At 31.2% G+C, this 19548-nt stretch carries 15 protein-coding genes and 4 tRNA genes; all 19 read left to right on the plus strand.

The features are described 5' to 3' along the window. Positions 1–162 precede the first annotated feature (162 nt). The 19 genes from IPM32_09940 to rpoB all read left to right on the plus strand — a co-directional run bounded on the left by IPM32_09940 (position 163) and on the right by rpoB (position 19512). The gene (locus IPM32_09940) at positions 163–1284 is read left to right on the plus strand and encodes a T9SS type A sorting domain-containing protein (protein MBK8945576.1); all 1122 of its coding nucleotides are present in this window, start codon (positions 163–165) and stop codon (positions 1282–1284) included. Between the two features lie 319 nt (positions 1285–1603). Beyond that, a complete protein-coding gene (gdhA, locus tag IPM32_09945; GenBank protein ID MBK8945577.1) occupies positions 1604–2944 on the plus strand; it encodes an NADP-specific glutamate dehydrogenase in 1341 nt (446 codons plus the stop codon). Positions 2945–3028: 84 nt separating this feature from the next. Next, positions 3029–5941, plus strand: coding sequence for a histidine kinase (locus tag IPM32_09950; GenBank protein MBK8945578.1), 2913 nt, complete (start codon positions 3029–3031; stop codon positions 5939–5941). Positions 5942–6131: 190 nt separating this feature from the next. Beyond that, positions 6132–7340, plus strand: coding sequence for an aminotransferase class I/II-fold pyridoxal phosphate-dependent enzyme (locus IPM32_09955; protein ID MBK8945579.1), 1209 nt, complete (start codon positions 6132–6134; stop codon positions 7338–7340). Positions 7341–7420: 80 nt separating this feature from the next. Further along, a complete protein-coding gene (locus IPM32_09960) occupies positions 7421–8662 on the plus strand; it encodes an insulinase family protein (protein MBK8945580.1) in 1242 nt (413 codons plus the stop codon). A 62-nt stretch (positions 8663–8724) separates the two neighbouring features. Then, positions 8725–10377, plus strand: coding sequence for a T9SS type A sorting domain-containing protein (locus IPM32_09965; GenBank protein MBK8945581.1), 1653 nt, complete (start codon positions 8725–8727; stop codon positions 10375–10377). A gap of 46 nt (positions 10378–10423) precedes the next feature. Then, the gene (locus tag IPM32_09970) at positions 10424–11965 is read left to right on the plus strand and encodes a YifB family Mg chelatase-like AAA ATPase (protein MBK8945582.1); all 1542 of its coding nucleotides are present in this window, start codon (positions 10424–10426) and stop codon (positions 11963–11965) included. Positions 11966–12124: 159 nt separating this feature from the next. Next, positions 12125–12208, plus strand: a tRNA-Tyr gene (locus tag IPM32_09975). A 19-nt stretch (positions 12209–12227) separates the two neighbouring features. Next, positions 12228–12300 (plus strand) — tRNA-Gly (locus IPM32_09980). 47 nt (positions 12301–12347) lie between these two features. Further along, a tRNA-Thr gene (locus IPM32_09985) sits at positions 12348–12420 on the plus strand. 40 nt (positions 12421–12460) lie between these two features. Then, positions 12461–12628, plus strand: coding sequence for a 50S ribosomal protein L33 (gene rpmG, locus IPM32_09990; protein MBK8945583.1), 168 nt, complete (start codon positions 12461–12463; stop codon positions 12626–12628). Between the two features lie 2 nt (positions 12629–12630). Then, positions 12631–12703, plus strand: a tRNA-Trp gene (locus tag IPM32_09995). A 20-nt stretch (positions 12704–12723) separates the two neighbouring features. Beyond that, the gene (gene secE / locus IPM32_10000; protein MBK8945584.1) at positions 12724–12906 is read left to right on the plus strand and encodes a preprotein translocase subunit SecE; all 183 of its coding nucleotides are present in this window, start codon (positions 12724–12726) and stop codon (positions 12904–12906) included. A gap of 2 nt (positions 12907–12908) precedes the next feature. Further along, positions 12909–13454 carry a transcription termination/antitermination factor NusG gene (nusG, locus tag IPM32_10005; protein ID MBK8945585.1) on the plus strand — a complete coding sequence of 182 codons (546 nt, stop codon included), beginning with the start codon at positions 12909–12911 and terminating at the stop codon, positions 13452–13454. A gap of 15 nt (positions 13455–13469) precedes the next feature. Beyond that, entirely contained in the window at positions 13470–13892 is a 423-nt protein-coding gene (gene rplK / locus IPM32_10010; protein ID MBK8945586.1) for a 50S ribosomal protein L11, read from the plus strand. Positions 13893–13907: 15 nt separating this feature from the next. Continuing rightward, on the plus strand, positions 13908–14609 hold the full coding sequence (locus IPM32_10015; GenBank protein MBK8945587.1) for a 50S ribosomal protein L1: 702 nt from the start codon (positions 13908–13910) through the stop codon (positions 14607–14609). Positions 14610–14681: 72 nt separating this feature from the next. Continuing rightward, a complete protein-coding gene (locus IPM32_10020) occupies positions 14682–15203 on the plus strand; it encodes a 50S ribosomal protein L10 (protein ID MBK8945588.1) in 522 nt (173 codons plus the stop codon). Positions 15204–15240: 37 nt separating this feature from the next. Beyond that, positions 15241–15621 (plus strand): 50S ribosomal protein L7/L12, encoded by a 381-nt coding sequence (rplL, locus tag IPM32_10025; protein MBK8945589.1) that lies wholly within the window; start codon positions 15241–15243, stop codon positions 15619–15621. Positions 15622–15735: 114 nt separating this feature from the next. Then, positions 15736–19512: a DNA-directed RNA polymerase subunit beta gene (rpoB, locus tag IPM32_10030; protein ID MBK8945590.1), complete on the plus strand. Its 3777-nt coding sequence runs from the start codon at positions 15736–15738 to the stop codon at positions 19510–19512. Positions 19513–19548: the final 36 nt, after the last annotated feature.

Raw genomic sequence — 19548 nt, forward strand, 5'->3', positions numbered from 1 at the left:
AAATTGCAATTAATCTATTTAAAAACATTCAATTATTAATTTGATTGAATGGAAAAGAATTGCTATTATTAATAGTAAAGATTCAAATATTTTAAAAATAGTATTTCTAAATTTCTATTGTATATTTAAAAAAGGAGTAATTTTAAAATAAATGGAGGTATAATGAAGAGGACAATTACATTTTTGTTGTTATTAAGTAGTTTGGTTTTTGGACAAACTTTTCAAAATGGAACATTTGAGTTTTGGACGGGAAATAATCCTGATGGCTGGTTTCTATTTGATGAGAGTGGCGATGTTGTTTTTAAACGTGGGGAAAACTTAGGAAAAACCGGAGATGCATTAATAGTGGAAGCAGTAAATAATAACTCTGGTTTGGACGGATACATTCAAGCTTTTATAACAGAAATTTCCGGAAACACTGATTATAATTTCTCTATTAATTTGAAATCAAATGATGACCAAATAAATGCAAGATTTTATAATTGTGAATGGATTGATAATAATGAAGAAGTAATTTCATCTTTTAATATTTCTGGCTATAGCCAGCCAACAGGAAATAATTGGATTGAATTATCAACAAATAATATTACTTCACCATCAAATGCTGTTAAAATCAAAATTGATATTAAATTTTATATTCAAACTGATTTCATTCAAAATAATTCTCAAATTCTTGTTGACGATTTATCAAATAACAATTCACCTCTCCCCGTAGAACTCACAACTTTTTCAGCTTCAGTTATTGATAAAAATGTAAAACTCAATTGGGAAACCGCAACTGAAGTAAATAATTATGGATTTGATATCGAAAGAAAATCTGAATTTGGAAATTGGAACAAACTTGCATTTGTTCAAGGTAACGGAAATAGTAATTCACCAAAATTTTATTCATTTAAAGACAACTCAATTAAAGAATCTGGTAAGTATTTTTACCGTTTAAAGCAAATTGATATTGATGGAAAATTTGATTATTCTGATGAAGTTGAAATCTGTTTTGCCTCACCACAAAAATATGAATTATTGCAAAATTACCCCAATCCGTTTAATCCGGTAACAAAAATTACATACTCAATTCCGGATAATATTCTATTTCAAAACCAAAAAGTCACACTAAAAATTTACAATGTTTTAGGTCAATTGGTAAAAGTACTTGTTGATGAAATTAAGCAACCTGGTATTTACGAAATTGAATTTGACGGAAGTAAATTCATTAGTGGCGTATATTTTTACAAACTTGAAACTGGTGATTTCACCCAAATGAAGAAAATGATTTTAACAAAGTAAATAGAAAAATTTATTATATAAATAAAACCCGTTCTGCGGGTTTTTTTATTTAACTAAACATTTAGCATACAAATTATCAGTTTTGAATAATTAAAAAATCACTTGCGAATCATATTTTATGCTCTTATGTTTAACATACTAAGATATCCGATATAGATAATTTCTACATCGAAGAACTTTGGGGATAAAATGTCTATTATTACAAAAAATTCTGGATATAATAACAAATAATTTCCCCAACTTTCGTTATAAATTTTGATGATAGTAAACATTCTATATTAATAATTAAAAATTCATTAAAAATTTTAGAGAGAAATTTATGTCAGATTACGTAAAAAAAATTATTGCTGATGTAAAAGCAAAAAACCCAAGTGAACCGGAATTTCATCAAGCAATTGAAGAAGTAACCGAATCTTTGGATTTAGTATTAGAAAGACATCCGGAATATCAATCCGCAAAAATTTTAGAAAGAATGGTTGAGCCGGAAAGAGTAATAATGTTTAGAGTTCCTTGGATGGATGACCAAGGTGAAATTCATGTTAACCGTGGATTTAGAATTGAGATGAATAGTGCAATTGGTCCTTATAAAGGCGGTTTGCGTTTTCACCCTTCTGTTACTTTAGGAATTTTAAAATTCTTAGCATTTGAACAAGTATTTAAAAACAGCTTAACAACTTTACCAATGGGTGGAGGAAAAGGCGGATCCGATTTTAATCCCAAAGGAAAAAGTGATAACGAAATTATGCGATTCTGCCAAAGTTTTATGACGGAATTATTTAGACATATTGGTGCAGATACGGATGTTCCAGCCGGTGATATTGGAGTTGGAACCAGAGAAATTGGTTATCTTTTTGGCCAATACAAAAGATTAAAAAATGAATTTACTGGAGTGTTAACCGGAAAAGGTTTGAATTGGGGAGGTTCTTTGATCAGACCAGAAGCAACGGGATTTGGCGTTGTTTATTTTGCGCAAGAAATGTTGAAAACAAAAAAGACTACTTTTGATGGAAAAACTGTTGCTGTGTCTGGATTTGGAAATGTTGCTTGGGGTGCAGTTCAAAAAGTAAATGAACTTGGAGGAAAGGTTGTAACATTAAGCGGTCCCGATGGATTTATTTATGATAAAGATGGCGTTAGCGGAGAAAAAGTGGATTACATGTTAAAACTTAGGTCAAGTAATAAAGATATTGTTGAAGATTATGCAAAAGAATTTGGTGCTGAATTTTTTGCCGGAAGAAGACCTTGGGAAATTAAAGTTGATGTCGCTTTACCATGCGCAACCCAAAATGAAATTGAAGAACAAGATGCAAAAAATTTAGTTAACAATGGATGTATGTGTGTTTGCGAAGGTGCAAATATGCCAACAACTATTGGCGGATACAAGATTTTTAGTGAAGCCGGAATTTTATATGCACCCGGAAAAGCATCAAATGCTGGCGGAGTTGCAACATCCGGATTGGAAATGTCGCAAAACAGTATGCGCCTTCCTTGGTCGAAAGATGAAGTTGATAAACGTTTGCATGAAATTATGGTTCGTATTCATAATACATGTATAACAACCGCAGATAGATTTGGAACTCCGGGAAATTATGTAAACGGTGCAAATATTGCCGGATTTTTAAAAGTTGCCGATGCAATGTTAGATCAAGGATTAGTGTAAAAAGTAAATATGATTAAAAATCTATTGACAGATAACGAAGTTAAAGACGTTTTTGGTAGCCGTCTTAAAAAATTTCAAAAATTAATGAAATATAAAATAAGAGACATACTACTTGTCTCTAGTTTATATGATAATTATTTATTTGAGGAAGACGGCAGACTTTACGAACTAATCCGAGAAGAATATCATACATTAAATTTAAGTCACACTCCGGAAATTGTACACGTTACAACTGGCGTCGAAGGAATCGATCTTATTTCAAACATCAATAGTTTTGATTTGGTTATAACCACTATGCATATTGAAGATATGCATGTTATAGATTTTGCCAAACGTGTTAAAAAAATAAATCCCGATTTGCCAATTGTACTTTTGGCATATGATAATCAAGAACGAAAAGAAATAAAACACACACCAAATTCTCACATTTTTGATAGATTTTTTATTTGGCAAGGCGATTACCGTTTGCTAATGGGAATTATAAAATATATTGAAGATAAAAAAAATATAGAAAATGATACTTCCGTTGTTGGAGTTCAAGCAATAATTTTAGTTGAAGATGATGTAAAATTTTACTCACAATATTTACCACTTATTTATACACAAGTTTTTAAACAATCACAAAGATTAATTTCTGAAGGTGTAAATACTTCTCACAGATTTTTAAGAATGCGCGCTCGACCAAAAATTCTTCTCTGCACAACATATGAAGAAGCTTGGGAATATTTTGAAAAATATCAAAAATATATTTTGGGAATAATTTCCGATGTAAATTTTCCTCACAATGGAGTTAAAGATCCCGAAGCTGGTTTAAAGTTTGCAAAACGTGTAAAAGAACTTCAAGATGATATTCCGATTTTACTTCAATCAAGTCAAGCAGATCACGCATCAATGGCGCAAGAAATTCAAGCATCATTTTTGCAGAAAACTTCACCAACATTATTAGCTGACTTAAAGAAATTTTTAATGACCAATTTTGGATTTGGTGATTTTATTTTTAAAATGCCGGATGGAACAGAAGTTAGTCGCGCAAAAAATTTAAAAAATCTCGAAGAACAATTAACAGTTGTTCCCGATGAATGTGTAGCTTATCATTCCGAACGAAATCATTTCTCAAATTGGCTTAAAGCGAGAACGGAGTTTTGGCTTGCTCAACATTTTAGACCAAAAAAAATATCAGATTTTAAATCTGTAACTGAATTACGGAATGATTTAATTTCCAATATAAAAAGTTATCAAGAATTGCGTCAACGCGGAACTGTAACGGAATTTGATAGAGAAACTTTCGATCCTAAAAATAGTTTTGCAAGAATTGGCGGCGGATCGCTTGGTGGAAAAGCAAGAGGATTGGGATTTATAAATTCCTTAATAGTTAATTATGATATAGAAAATAAATTTGAGGGCGTAGAAATTTACGTTCCCAGCGCGGTTGTTTTAGCAACGGATGTTTTTGATAGTTTTCTTGAAGAAAATGATTTATTGAGTTTCGCAATTAATGAAAAAGAAGATAAAAAAATAATCACAAAATTTTTAGAAGCGGAAAAATTTCCGAGCGAAGTAATTCTAAAATTGATTGAAGTTTTAAGTTTGATAAAAACTCCGCTTGCTGTTCGTTCATCAAGTTTATTGGAAGATTCTCAATTCCAGCCGTTTGCTGGTGTTTATCAAACGTACATGATTCCTAATAATGATATTGATCTTGATACACGTTTAGATGAACTTTTACAAACAATAAAATTAGTTTATGCTTCAACTTTCTTGCAAAGATCAAAGGATTATTTAAAAGCTACTTCTTATAGATTAGAAGAAGAAAAAATGGCTGTAATAATTCAGAAACTTGTTGGGACTCAACATAACGAAAGATTTTATCCGGATATTGCCGGAGTTGCAAAATCATATAATTTTTATCCGATTGCCCCGCAAAAATCTCAAGATGGAATTGCTTTAGTGGCTTTGGGATTAGGCAAAACAGTTGTAGAAGGTGGAAATACAGTAAGATTTTGTCCTCGTTATCCAAAACATTTAATGCAGTTTTTCACAACAAAAGAAACAATGAAAAATGCTCAGCAGAATTTTTATGCACTAAATATTGAAGGAAAACTTTACACCGGATCAAATGAAATTCCCAACAATTTAGTTCAGCAATATAAACTTGAAATTGCCGAAAAAGACAATACACTTTTTTATACCGGATCAACATATTCTTCGGAAAATGATGCTGTGTACGATGGAATTTCAAGATCGGGAACAAGAGTTGTAACTTTTGCCCCAATCTTAAAACAAAATATTTTTCCACTTCCACAAATTTTAGAATTGATTTTGAACTTTGGTACTTACGGAATGGGAACTCAAGTTGAAATTGAATTTGCACTAAATATGTCGGTGCCAAAAGGTGTACTTAAAGAATTTGCAATTCTGCAAATGCGCCCAATGGTTATGACGCGCGAAGCAAGCAATATTGAATTTCAAGAAGTAAATAGAAATGAAATGCTTTGCTCAACAAAACAAGTTTTGGGTGATGGAATTTATGATAACATTCGCGATTTAGTTGTAGTTGATAGAGAAAAATTTGAGAGAAGTAAAAGTAAAGATATTGCTTATGAAATAGCAAAAATTAATGAAAAACTTGTAACTGCAAAAAGACCATATATTTTGATTGGCGTTGGCAGATGGGGAAGTACTGATCCTTGGCTTGGAATTCCGGTTACTTGGGATCAAATTTCGGGAGCTTCGGTAATTATTGAAGCGGGATTTAAAGATTTCAGTGTAACGCCATCTCAAGGTTCACATTTTTTCCACAATATTACTTCTTTTGGAGTTGGATATTTTACAATTGCAGAAACTCCCGGCGAATGTTTTATAGATTGGGATTGGTTAGCACAAAAAGAATCTATAGAAGAATATACTTTTACAAGACATTTGAGATTTGAAATTCCGCTCATTACAAAAATTAGCGGACAGAAAAATAAAGGAGTGATTTATAAGCCGAAAAGTTAAAAGTGAATCGAGAAACGTAAAAACGTGAAACGAAAAACGAGAGACGAAAAACGTAAAAATAAATTCGTACATTCGTGGCAAAATTTAATTCCCATCATTTCGGTGGGATTTTTTATTGATTTCTATCAATTGCTAAAAAGAACTTTATAAGGTAATTTATCAAAGTTAAATTTTAAAATTTGAGGAAATGATGAGCAATCAGATTAATGCGGCAATTAGAACAAATAATATAACTTATGCCGTAAGAGATATTTTGTTAGTTGCAAATGAAGTTGCAAAAACCGGAAAAGAAATGTTGTACTTAAATATTGGCGATCCTAATATTTATGATTTTGAACCTCCGCGACATATGATTGAAGATACTTATAAGGCAATGCTTGCAAATTATAATGGATATTCTCCTTCCTCCGGAATTAAACCTGCGCTTGATGCAATTGCTAGAAATGCAGAAAAAAAGGGAATTAAAAATATTCAAGATTTGTTTATTACAACCGGTGCAAGTGAAGCAATTGATATTTGTTTAACATCTTTGGTAAATCAAGGTGAAAATATTTTAACTCCAACTCCCGGATATCCTTTGTACACTGCCATTCAAAGCAAATTGCAGATGTTTGAAAATCCATATTTTCTTGATGAAAAAAATAATTGGCAGCCGGATGTTGAAGATATCAGACGAAAAATTAATGATAAAACCCGCGCAATAGTTTTGATAAATCCCAATAATCCAACCGGATCTAATTATAGTTTGGATGCATTAAGACAAATTATTGATTTAGCACTTGAACATAATCTTATAATTTTTGCAGATGAAATTTATGATAAACTTTTAATGGATGGGGTAACGCATACTTCGATTGCATCCTTAAATTCGGAAGTTCCGGTAATTACTTTCGGCGGATTATCAAAAAATTATATGGTCCCGGGATTTAGAATCGGCTGGGGAATAATTAGCGGAAATAAAAATCGTTTATCAAATTATATTGAAGCAATAAATAAAATTTTGCGCTCGCGACTTTCTGCAAATCATCCCGAACAATATTCAATTGTAGGAGCTTTGGAAGGTTCACAAGATCATCTTCAAATTGCAATGCAAAAATTAACATCACGAAGAAATTTAACTGTTGAAATGTTGAATTCAATTCCCGGAATTTCTTGTGTAAAACCGGAAGGAGCATTTTATGCTTTTCCAAAATTAGAAATTAAAAATTCGGATAATCATTTTGTTGCGGAATTAATTAAAGAAACCGGTGTTGTAGTTGTACCCGGAACCGGTTTTGGACAAATACCCGGAACAAATCATTTCAGATTGGTATTTTTACCGAATGAAGAAATCTTGCAAAAAGCATATAATAAAATTGGTGATTTCTTTCAGAAATATGTTGAAAAATTTGAGAAATAATTTTTAGAATTTTATTGAAAATTTAAATGCCGGTTTCTGATTTGAGGAATTCCGGCATCTGTATTTTTTAAGGAGAATTTTTGAGTAAATATAATATTACGAAATTGGAAAATGGAATAAGAATCGCAAGCGAAAAATTGGATTACGTAAATTCATTTTCATTAGGATTTTGGTTTAATGTTGGCTCACGTGATGAAAATAAAAAAATAAATGGAATTTCTCACCTAATTGAACATATGTTTTTTAAAGGAACAAAAAATAGAAGTGCAAGAAAAATTTCTCTCGATATTGAATCTCTTGGCGGTTATTTAAATGCATTTACATCTAAAGAACATACATGTTTTTACGGAAGAGGAATAAGTAATCATATAGAAAAAACTTTTGAAGTATTATCTGATATGATTCAAAATTCTTTGTTCGCACCAAAGGATTTAGCTAAAGAATCAAAAGTTGTAATTGATGAATTGTTTGATATTGAAGATTCGCCGGAAGAATTAATTTTTGATAAATTCGAATCAAACTTATTCAAAGGAAATCCTCTTGAATATGCAATTATCGGAACTGAAAAAAATATTGCAAATTTTACGCAGCAAAATTTATTGGATTATGTGAGTAAACATTATTCAATTAATAATTTGTATATAATTGCTTCGGGAAATGTTGATCACAATAAGTTAATTCATCTTACCGAAAAATATCTTACAAATTTGAAATTAGTAAAATCTAAAAATAGAAATTTTTTTACACCACAGAAAAAAGTTGAAAATTTATTTGTACAAAAAGATATTAATCAAACTCATTTAATTGTCGGCGGATTAACTCATGGTTATAATCACAAAGATAGAGCAATAAGCAATTTAATTACAAATATTCTTGGTGAAGGAAGCAGCTCGCGATTGTTTCAAAGTTTGCGTGAACGAAACGGAATTGCATATCAAATAAATTCCTTCATGAATTCCTTTTATGATATTTCTTCTTTTGGAATCTATTTTTCCACAAATGAAAGTTCATTTAAAAAAGCAAAAAAGATTGTTGATTTTGAATTTGAGAAATTTCGCGAAAAAAGTGTTAGTGAGAAAGAATTGCAAAGTGCAAAAGAATATATTAAAGGTCACGTTCAAATGAGTTTGGAAAGTACTTCAAACAGAATGATGCGTATGGGAAATTCACTTTTGTATTTTGATAAAATAAAAACAGTTGAAGAATCAATGAAGGAAATTGACGCTGTTAATAAAAATGATATTTTAAATTATGCACAAATTTTACTTAATCCGGAAAATTTATCATCAGTTTTAATTTCTTCCAAAAACCTTATTTCATAGTTATGGTGTAGAATTAAATAAAGTTAATTGTTAATTTTTGAAGTGATTTTTAAATTTAGCTTATGATAAAAATTTTACGTTTTATAATATTCTTAAATATTTTTATTTTACAAATTTTAGGAGATTCTCAACCTTCAATTGTGAGAATAGATTTTCCGGAATATGTAATTGCGGAAAATTCATTTGAAGTTTCTGCAGTTTTCAAATTTTATGAAAAGCCTTCAGAAACATTTAGATTAAATTTTAGCAAATCAGATTTTACCTCAATAAAATCAGCCTCAATTTTAGTCAATGAAAATAAAATTCCATTAAAAATTAATTATGCAAAAAATGATGAAAACTTTTCTATTTCAATTAACCCAGAAAAAATTCAAATTTTAGAAAATATTCCTTATCAAATTATTTTTATCTGTAGAAATTTTGGAAGTAATTTAACAGCTGAAAAATTTATTACTTATAAAAATGATTCCGCAAAGAATAATTCAAATCCAACAAAAACAAAATATGATAATGTTATAAATTTTTATAAAACACAAGAAATTGCCGGAAATTGTTTAAGTTTAAAAGAACAGTCAAATTTTGAAATTGAATATAAAAATGAAAGTGAAAAAATTCCGCTTTTATTTGAGTTTTGGTTTAAAACGAATTCTGAAGTAAAAAATTTATTTACAATTTTTGATGCCAATTCTTATGATACTGTATTTGCATTATCAAGAAATGAATTGGGATTTGCTTCAACTCCGTTTGATAAAAATGATAAAATAAAAAATGATGTTTACATTGCAAATTCAACATGGAATTATTTTTCAATCCAGTTCAAAAAAGAAAATAACGGGATAAAATTAAGTTCTTACATGAATACAAAATTGATGAGCACAAAATTAATTCCCGAAAAAAATCTTAAAACTTCTTTAAAATTTACTTTTGCAAATTCCCATTACAAAAGTTTTGAAATAGATAGAATTTATTTAACAAAATTTGGAAATAAAATAAATTTGGCATTTGAGAATAAACACTTTTTAAATTTTGATGCGGATAGCTCAACTTTAATATGCAAATTTAATTTTGATGAAAAATTTGATCAAACAAATTACAATAAATTTGAAAACATTGCTGTAAAACCAAAAGATATTGAATTGAAAAAATCTTCCGCACCAATTTTTTCGAGAGCGCCCAAACTGACTGTAACTATGGGCTCATCTTATAATTCAATAATTTGGTATGTTCAAGAATTTTATGCGGCAAAAGAATTTATTTTAGAAAAATCTACGAATAATAGTTCATTTAGAAATATTTTTAAAACTTTTGCAGATGATGATCCGTTAAAAATTTATTATTTCACTGATGATCTTTTAGGTGAAAATGATATTGCATTTTATCGTTTGAAGCAAATAAATAAAGACAATACGGAAGTTTATTCCGGCGAAGTTAAAATTGGAAATAAAAAAATTGAAGAATTTAAACTCAATCAAAATTATCCCAATCCATTTAATCCAAATACAAAAATATTTGTGGATGTTATTATTCCATCTGAATTTGAAATTAATGTTTTTGATTTAGTTGGCAATAGAGTTGCACATTTACATAAAGGATATTTAACAGAAGGTTTACATTCTTTTGAATTTAACGGTGTAAATTTACCTTCGGGGATTTACTTTTATGAAATCCTTTCCCCACATTCGCATGCAGTAAAGAAAATGATATTAGCAAAATAAATCTAAATTATATAGATTTAAATTTTAACAATATCAAACTTATAAAATGCTTTCTAAAGTTTTTTCAAGCGCAACTTACGGGATAGATGCTTTTATTATTGAAGTTGAAACTCATTGCGAAAAACAAATTCCATCGTTTACAATTGTCGGTTTGCCGGATAATGCAGTAAAGGAAAGCCGAGAAAGAGTTTCTGCAGCAATTAAAAACAGCGGCTTTGAATTCCCACTGAAAAAAATTACAATAAATCTTGCTCCAGCTGATATAAAAAAAGAGGGAAGTTCGTTTGATCTTCCAATTGCTGTTGGATTATTAGCTTCAAACGGACAAATTCAAGATGAAGAAAAATTAAACTCAACTTTAATTTTAGGCGAATTAGCTTTAGATGGAAATTTAAGAAGAATTAAAGGAGGACTTTCAATTGCTGTTGAAGCAAAAAAAAGGGGATTTAAAAATTTAATTGTTCCTTTAGATTCGGTAAAAGAATCTTCAATAGTAGAAAATTTAAATGTATTCGGATTTGAAAATCTTAAACAAGTAATTTCATTCTTAAACTCCGAAGAAAATTTCGAACCCAATAAATCAAATTTAGATGAAATATTTTCTGAAATAAATTATTATCATTTGGATTTTTCTGATGTGAAGGGACAAGAAAATGTAAAACGAGCTTTAGAAATTGCAGCAGCCGGAGGACACAACATTTTAATGATTGGGCCTCCTGGATCTGGAAAAACAATGCTTGCTCAAAGATTTCCATCAATTCTGCCGCCACTAACTTTTGACGAAGCACTTGAAACTACAAAAATTCATTCTATTGCCGGAATTTTACCAAAAGAAAAAGCATTGGTTACGGAAAGACCTTTTAGAAATCCGCATCATTCAGTTTCTGATGCAGCTTTAATTGGCGGAGGATCATTTCCCAAACCTGGAGAAGTTTCTTTTGCACATCATGGAGTTTTGTTCTTGGATGAACTACCGGAATTTAAAAAAAATGTTTTAGAAGTTTTACGTCAACCTTTGGAAGATTCAAAAGTTACCATTAGTCGATCTAAATTGTCACTTGAATTTCCGGCAAATGTTACTTTAGTTGCTGCTATGAATCCGTGTCCTTGTGGATTTTTTACTGATCCAAACAAAGAATGTACATGCAATACCGGAATGATACAAAAATATATGTCAAAAATATCTGGACCACTTTTAGATAGAATTGATATTCATATAGAAGTTCCAGCAGTGAAATATAAAGATCTATCATCTTCGGAAAATGGTGAAAAATCTTCGGTAATAAGAGAGCGGGTTAAAAATGCTAGAAAAAAACAGCAAATTAGATTTGAAAATAATAAAATGATCTTCAATAATGCAGATATGGGATCAAAAGAAGTAAGAAAATATTGCAATTTAGATGAAGTTGGAGCAAATTTATTAAAAATTGCGATGACAAAATTAGGACTTTCAGCAAGAGCTTATGATAGAATTCTTAAAGTGAGCAGAACAATTGCAGATTTAGAGAATTCTGAAAATATTCTTCCGCAACATATAAGTGAAGCAATTCAGTATAGAAGTTTAGATAGAGAACTTTGGAATCACTAAAATTCTAACTTTTGGTTAAAAGATATTAGCTATATTTTCCAATTTTAATAAAATCTCACAAAAAATCAAAAAAAAAGAAATTTCTTTTGGCAGAATATTTGCTTTTTAAAAAAAGGAATCATAAGTTTATACTCTTGAAAAAAATGTACTGATGGATTTGGGCGGACGCCGGAGTTGGAGAGCCGGGGCGGACTGTAAATCCGTTGGCGAACGCCTTTGGGGGTTCGAATCCCTCGCCGCCCACTTTTCCCCAAAACATTAAGCGGGGGTAACTCAATTGGCAGAGTCACAGCCTTCCAAGCTGTTGGTTGCGAGTTCGAACCTCGTCCCCCGCTCAGACTAAATGGGGATTTTGTTTTTTAAATTTTCTCTGCTTTTTCAAGCTGACGTAGCTCAGTTGGTAGAGCACATCCTTGGTAAGGATGAGGTCACCGGTTCAATCCCGGTCGTCAGCTCTACAAGCTAAAAATTTTGTAAGTAGTTATTGAGGAAAAAATGGCAAAAGCTAAAAATGCTAGACAAAATATTATTTTAGAAAGTACAGCAAAAACTGGGTATCGTTATACTACAACAAAAAATAAAAGAAATCACCCAGCACGTGTTGAATTCAAAAAATATGATCCAATTGTAAGAAAACACGTAATTTTTAAGGAAACTAAATAAATACGTCAGTGGCTCAATTGGTAGAGCAGCGGTCTCCAAAACCGCAGGTTGGGGGTTCGAGTCCCTCCTGACGTGCAACTAAAACTTTTGGTGTTATGAAAGAAAAAATAATAGAGTTTTTTAACGGTGTTGTAAAAGAAATGAAAAAAGTTACTTGGCCAACTCAAGAAGAGTTAAAAGAGTCAACTACTATTGTAATTGTTGTTTGTTTAATAATTGCTGTTTTTACATATGCTGTTGATATGGGTGTAACTCAGTTATTTCAAGGAATATTTTAGTTTTGGAAAACTCAAATCTTAAATGGTATGTTGTTAGAACTTTTTCCGGACACGAAAACAAAGTAAAATCAATTATTGATCTTGAATTAGCTGATAATACTGAACTTAGAGCAAGAATTGAAGAAGTGTTGGTCCCGGTTGAAAAAGTTTTTGAAGTAAAAGATGGAAAAAAACGAACAAAAACAAAGAATTTTTTCCCTGGTTACATTTTAGTAAAAGCTGAACTTGATAATAGAGTTTTAGATTTTATTTCTAATACTCCTTCTGTAATGGGCTTTCTTGGTGGTCAAAAAAAACCAAATCCGCTTCAGCCTGATGAAGTTAAGAGAATTGTTGGAAGAATTACAAAAGATGAAGAAACTGAAAGAACTGATACAATTTTCAGATCTGGTGATTATGTGAAAATAATAGATGGTCCATTTAATAATTTTTCCGGTGTAATTGAAGAAGTAAATGAAGATAGATTAAAAATAAAAGTACTTGTATCAATTTTTGGCAGAAAAACACCTGTAGAAATTGATTTTGTTCAAGCAGAATTAGAAAAATAAATTTAGGTTCAAAAAATGGCTAAAAAAATTGATAGTTATATTAAGTTACAAATTCCTGCCGGTGCTGCAAATCCTTCTCCACCTGTAGGTCCAGCATTAGGTCAAAAAGGTGTTAATATCATGGAATTTTGTAAGCAGTTTAATGCAAGAACTGCCGATAAAGCTGGGTTGATTATTCCTGTTGTAATAACAGTATTTGCCGATAAGAGTTTTACATTTGTAACAAAAACCCCACCCGCTGCAGTGTTGTTGAAAAAAGCAGCTAAAGTAGAGAGAGGATCGGCAGAGCCAAATAAAACAAAAGTTGCAGCAGTTACTGAAGCTCAAATTCAAGAAATTGCAGAAACCAAAATGGCTGATCTTAATGCAAATGATGTTGAGCATGCGAAAAGTATGATTGCTGGTACAGCAAGAAGCATGGGAATAACCGTTAAATAAAAAAAGTTGGATAAAATGAAAGTATCTAAAAGAGTTAAAAATATAAAAGAAACCGTTAAAACAGCTAAAGAATATTCGTTAGAAGATGCAATTAAAACTCTTAAAGAAGTAAGTAAAGTAAAATTTACTGAATCTTTAGATTGCGCAATAAGATTAGGAGTTGATCCTAAACATGCAGATCAAATGGTACGCGGAACAGTTTCCCTTCCACATGGAACTGGTAAACAAGTTCGAGTACTAGTTATTACTAAAGAACCAAAAGCAAAAGAAGCTTTGGAAGCTGGTGCTGAATACGCTGGTTTTGAAGAATATTTAGAAAAAATTAAAGAAGGCTGGACAGATATTGATGTTATTATTGCATCACCGGATTCTATGGCTGAATTAGGAAAATTAGGAAGAATTTTAGGACCTCGCGGTTTAATGCCAAATCCCAAAACAGGAACTGTAACTCCGGATGTAGCTAAAGCAGTAAAAGAAGTCAAAGCTGGTAAAATAGATTTTAGAGTCGATAAAACCGGTATTGTTCATGCTTCATTGGGTAAATTATCATTTACAGAAAATCAATTAGTTGATAATGTAAAAGAATTTCTAAAAACAATTATTAAACTAAAACCATCAGCAGCAAAAGGAACTTATGTTAAAAGCTTATTTTTAAGCAGTACAATGGGACCAGGTTTGCAAATTGCTAAAGATGATGTTTTAGCAAATTTTAAATAAGAATTACGCACTCAAAATAAATATAAACAATAGCTTCGTTGTTTATTTTTGAATTATTGAATCGGGTAAAAGATGAATAAGAATGAAAAACTAGAAAGCATGTCAGAAATACGTAAACTTGTGGAAAAATCTTCAGGAATGTACCTTGTTGATTATTCCGGAGTTAATGTTGAAGATATCAGTTTTCTAAGAAGAGAATTTAGGAAAGAAAATGTTACCTATAAAGTATTTAAAAACACTTTTCTTAAAAGAGTTCTTAAAGAAATTGGCGGATATGAAAAATTTGAACCGCTTTTAGTAGGTATGATTGGTGTGGCTTTCACTAGTGATAATTTTGTTGCTCCAGCTAAAATTATTAAAAAATTTAGTAAGGATAAAAACAAATTTACATTTAGAGGAAGTTATCTTGAATCGCAATTTTATGGTGCTGATGAGTTAGATAGTTTAGCATCAATGCCAACAAAAGAAGAAATGATGGCTTCAATTATTGGTAGTATTGCTGCTCCTGCTTCTGGTATTGTTGGAGCAATTAACGCAGTTTTAAGAGATTTAGTAAGCGTTGTTGATGAAATCAGCAAACAGAAAGCTGCATAATATTAAATGAAATTAAGTAATCGATAGGAGATAAAAAATGTCAGAGAAAATAACTGAAATTGTTGAAAAAATTAAAGCATTAACATTGGTTGAAGCTTCTGAATTAAAAAAAGCATTAGAAACTGAATTTGGTGTAACCGCTGCTGCTCCGATGATGATGGCAGGTGCTGCTCCGGCTGGTGAAGCTGCTCCAGTTGTTGAAGAAAAAACTGAATTTAATGTTGTTCTTACTTCATTTGGGGATAAGAAAATTAATGTTATTAAAGTTGTTAGAGCTCATACTGGATTAGGTCTAAAAGAAGCTAAAGATTTAGTTGATGGTGTCCCTAGTGTAGTAAAAGAAGGTGTTTCAAAAGATGAAGCTGAAAAAATTAAGAAAGAACTTGAAGAATCTGGTGCATCAGTTGAACTTAAATAGTTTATCTTAACAATTTTTTACAAAATATTCGAAGTGGTAATGTGGAAAAACGCGTTACCACTTTCGTGCATTTAAAAACAAATTTTTAGTTTAATTCTTTTGAGAGGTATCGGCTTGGAGAAACATAAAATTAACAAGAAAAATAATCGTATCACATTTGCCTCCATTATGCCTACGGTTGATATTCCGGATTTATTAAATGTTCAATTAGATTCTTTTGAAGAATTCTTACAGTTAGGTGTACCTCCGGAAAAAAGGGAGAATAAGGGCTTACAAGCAACATTTATTGCAAATTTTCCAATTTTTGATAATAAAGAATTTTATAGACTGGATTTTATCAGTTATAATATCGAAAAACCAAGATATTCCATTCGTGAATGTGAAGAAAGAGGACTAACTTATGCTGCCCCTCTAAAAGCAAAATTGAGATTATCAACCAAAGATGATGAAACCGAAGAATATGTAAATTCAGTAGAACAAGATGTTTATTTAGGCAATCTTCCATTTTTAACTGATAGTGGAACATTTATAATAAATGGTGCTGAGAGAGTAATAGTAAGTCAGTTACATAGATCTCCCGGAGTAGCTTTTTCACAATCTTTACACCCAAATGGAACACCAATTTATTCAGCTAGAATTATTCCATTTAGAGGTTCTTGGGTTGAATTTGCAACTGATATAAACCATGTCATGTATGTTTATATCGATAGAAGGAAAAAATTTCCAGCAACAACTTTGCTTAGAGCAATAAATTATACAACTGATGAAGACATTCTAAAGCTATTTAATTTAGTTGTTGAAGAAAAAATAAATTCGTTAGATGAAACATTTGTTGGCAGATTATCCGCTGAAGATTTAATTGATACAGCAACCGGTGAAATTTTTGTTGCGAAAGATGAAGAATTAACTGAAGAAATTATTGATAATCTAAAAGAATCCGGACTTAAAACAATTAAATTAATTAATTCCGATTCTAATCAAGAGCAAAATTTAGTTCTCAATACTTTGCGAAAAGATTCTGCAAAAACAAAAGAAGAAGCACTTTTTGCCATATACAGACAATTAAGATCCGGTGAAGCTCCAGATATTGAAACCGCAGAATCTTTAATTGATAAATTATTTTTCAACGAAAAAAGATATGATCTTGGTGAAGTTGGAAGATTTAGAATGAATGATAAATTAGGATTAAACATTCCACTGAATATTACAGTCCTAACTCCGCAAGATATTGTTGCAATTATGGCAAGCATAATTAAGTTAAAAATTGGAAACGTAAATGTTGATGATATAGATCATTTGGGAAATAGACGCGTAAGAACTGTTGGCGAGCAATTAATGCAGCAATATAATGTTGGTTTAGCAAGAATGGCTCGTACAATTAAAGAACGTATGAATATGCGTGATACCGAAAATATGCAGCCTCAAGATTTGGTAAATGCACGCACAATGAGCAGTGTCATAAATGCATTTTTTGGAACGAACCAACTTTCACAATTTATGGATCAAACAAATCCATTATCTGAATTAACGCACAAGAGAAGAGTTTCTGCATTAGGTCCTGGTGGGTTAACGAGAGAAAGAGCTGGGTTTGAAGTTCGTGACGTTCACCATTCTCATTACGGAAGATTGTGTCCAATTGAAACTCCAGAAGGACCGAACATTGGTCTTATATCATCTTTAACGATTTATTCAAGAGTAAATAGCTATGGATTTTTAGAAACTCCGTATAGAAAAGTTAAAGATGGAAAAGTTTCAAAAGAGGTACATTATCTAAATGCAGATGAAGAAGATGCTTTTACAATTGCTCAGGCAAATGCTCCAATTACTGATAAAGGTGAATTCATAAATCCAAGAGTAAAATGTAGATATAAAGGGGAATTCCCAGTTGTTGTTCCAGATCAAGTACATTTTATGGATGTTGCACCATCTCAAATAGTTAGTGCCGGAGCTGCTTTAATTCCATTCTTGGAGCATGATGATGCTAACCGCGCATTAATGGGTTCAAACATGCAGAGACAAGCTGTCCCTCTTTTAAAACCTCAAGCTCCAATTGTTGGTACTGGAATGGAGCAAATTGTTGCTCACGATTCACGCTCAGTTGTTGTAGCCGAAGATTCTGGATATATAGAATATGTTGATGCAAAGACAATTATAGTAAAGTATGATATTGATTCGGATAGCGAAGAAGCAATTACAAATTTTGATGATGAAAGAAGAATTGAATATAAATTAACAAAGTTTACAGGAACCAACCAAGAAACTTGTTTTAATCAAATTCCGGTTGTTAAAATTGGACAAAAAGTTAAAAAAGGTGATGTACTTGCTGATGGTCCTGCAATAGATGGCGGTGAACTTGCTCTCGGAAGAAATGTTTCCGTAGCTTTTATGCCTTGGAATGGATATAATTTTGAAGATGCTATCGTAATTAGTGAAAAAATGGTGGCGGATGATGCCTTTACTTCAATCCATATTGAAGAATTTGAACTTCAAGTTAGAGAAACAAAAAGAGGTGAAGAAGAATTAACAAGAGATATTCCAAACGTTAGTGAAGAAGCTACAAGAAATCTTGACGAAAACGGAATAATTCGCGAAGGTGCAATTGTTCAAGAAGGAGAAATTTTGATTGGAAAAATTACACCTAAAGGTGAATCCGATCCAACTCCCGAAGAAAAATTGTTAAAAGCAATATTTGGAGATAAAGCTGGCGACGTGAAAGATGCTTCTCTAAAAGCACCTCCTGGATTAAAAGGCATTGTAATAAAAACTCGTCTTTTTAGCAGAAAGAAAAAAGATGCAGAAGCTAAAAAAATTGAGAAAAAAGAAATTGAGCATCTTGAAAAGAAAAATCAAGAAGCAACAGAAAACCATTATAAAAAATTGGTTGCAAAACTTACCAAAATTGGTGAAGGAAAAACAACAATTGGTATTAGAGATTTGGATAGTACTGTTGTTTTAAGAAGTGGAACTGTAATTAAAGATGCTACGTTCCCAGGAATTGCGGATGTTGCTAAATTAGATTATACTCAGGATTGGTATAAAGATGCGACCGATAATAAATTAGTTAAAAAAGTATTTGTAAATTATTTTAATGTGCTTTCTGATATAAATGAAGAATTTAAAAGAGAAAAGACAAATATTCAAAGTGGCGATGAATTACCTCCCGGAATTGTTCAATTAGCAAAAGTTTATGTAGCTAAAAAAAGAAAACTTTCTGTTGGCGATAAAATGGCTGGTCGACATGGAAATAAAGGTGTTGTTGCTAAAATTGTTCCTGTTGAAGATATGCCATATCACGAAGATGGAACTCCTGTTGATATAGTTCTAAATCCATTAGGTGTACCATCTCGTATGAACCTTGGTCAACTTTATGAAACTGCATTAGGTTGGGTTGGTAAAAAATTAGGAGTAAAATTTGAAACTCCAATATTTGATGGAGCAAGCTATACAAATGTAGATGAATTTTTGGAAAAAGCTGGACTTCCAGCTGGAAGTAAAGCAACTCTTTTTGATGGAAGGACCGGTGAGAAATTTGATCAAAAAGTTACTTGCGGTTACATATATATGCTTAAATTAGGTCATATGGTTGAAGATAAACTTCATGCTAGATCAATTGGACCATATTCTTTAATTACTCAACAACCATTAGGTGGAAAGGCTCAGTTTGGTGGTCAAAGATTTGGTGAAATGGAAGTTTGGGCACTCGAAGGTTACGGAGCAGCTCATATCTTGCAAGAAATTTTAACTGTAAAAAGTGATGATGTTACCGGTAGAGCCAAAACTTATGAAGCGATTGTAAAAGGCGAAAATTTGGGCAAACCAAATGTGCCCGAATCATTTAACGTGTTAATTAAAGAGCTTCAAGGTTTAGGCCTTGATATTAAAGTGAACTAATTAAAACTAAATTATTTTGTGTTTTAAGGAGAAAGT

This window comes from Ignavibacteriota bacterium (assembly GCA_016716225.1).
GTDB lineage: Bacteria > Bacteroidota > Ignavibacteria > Ignavibacteriales > Melioribacteraceae.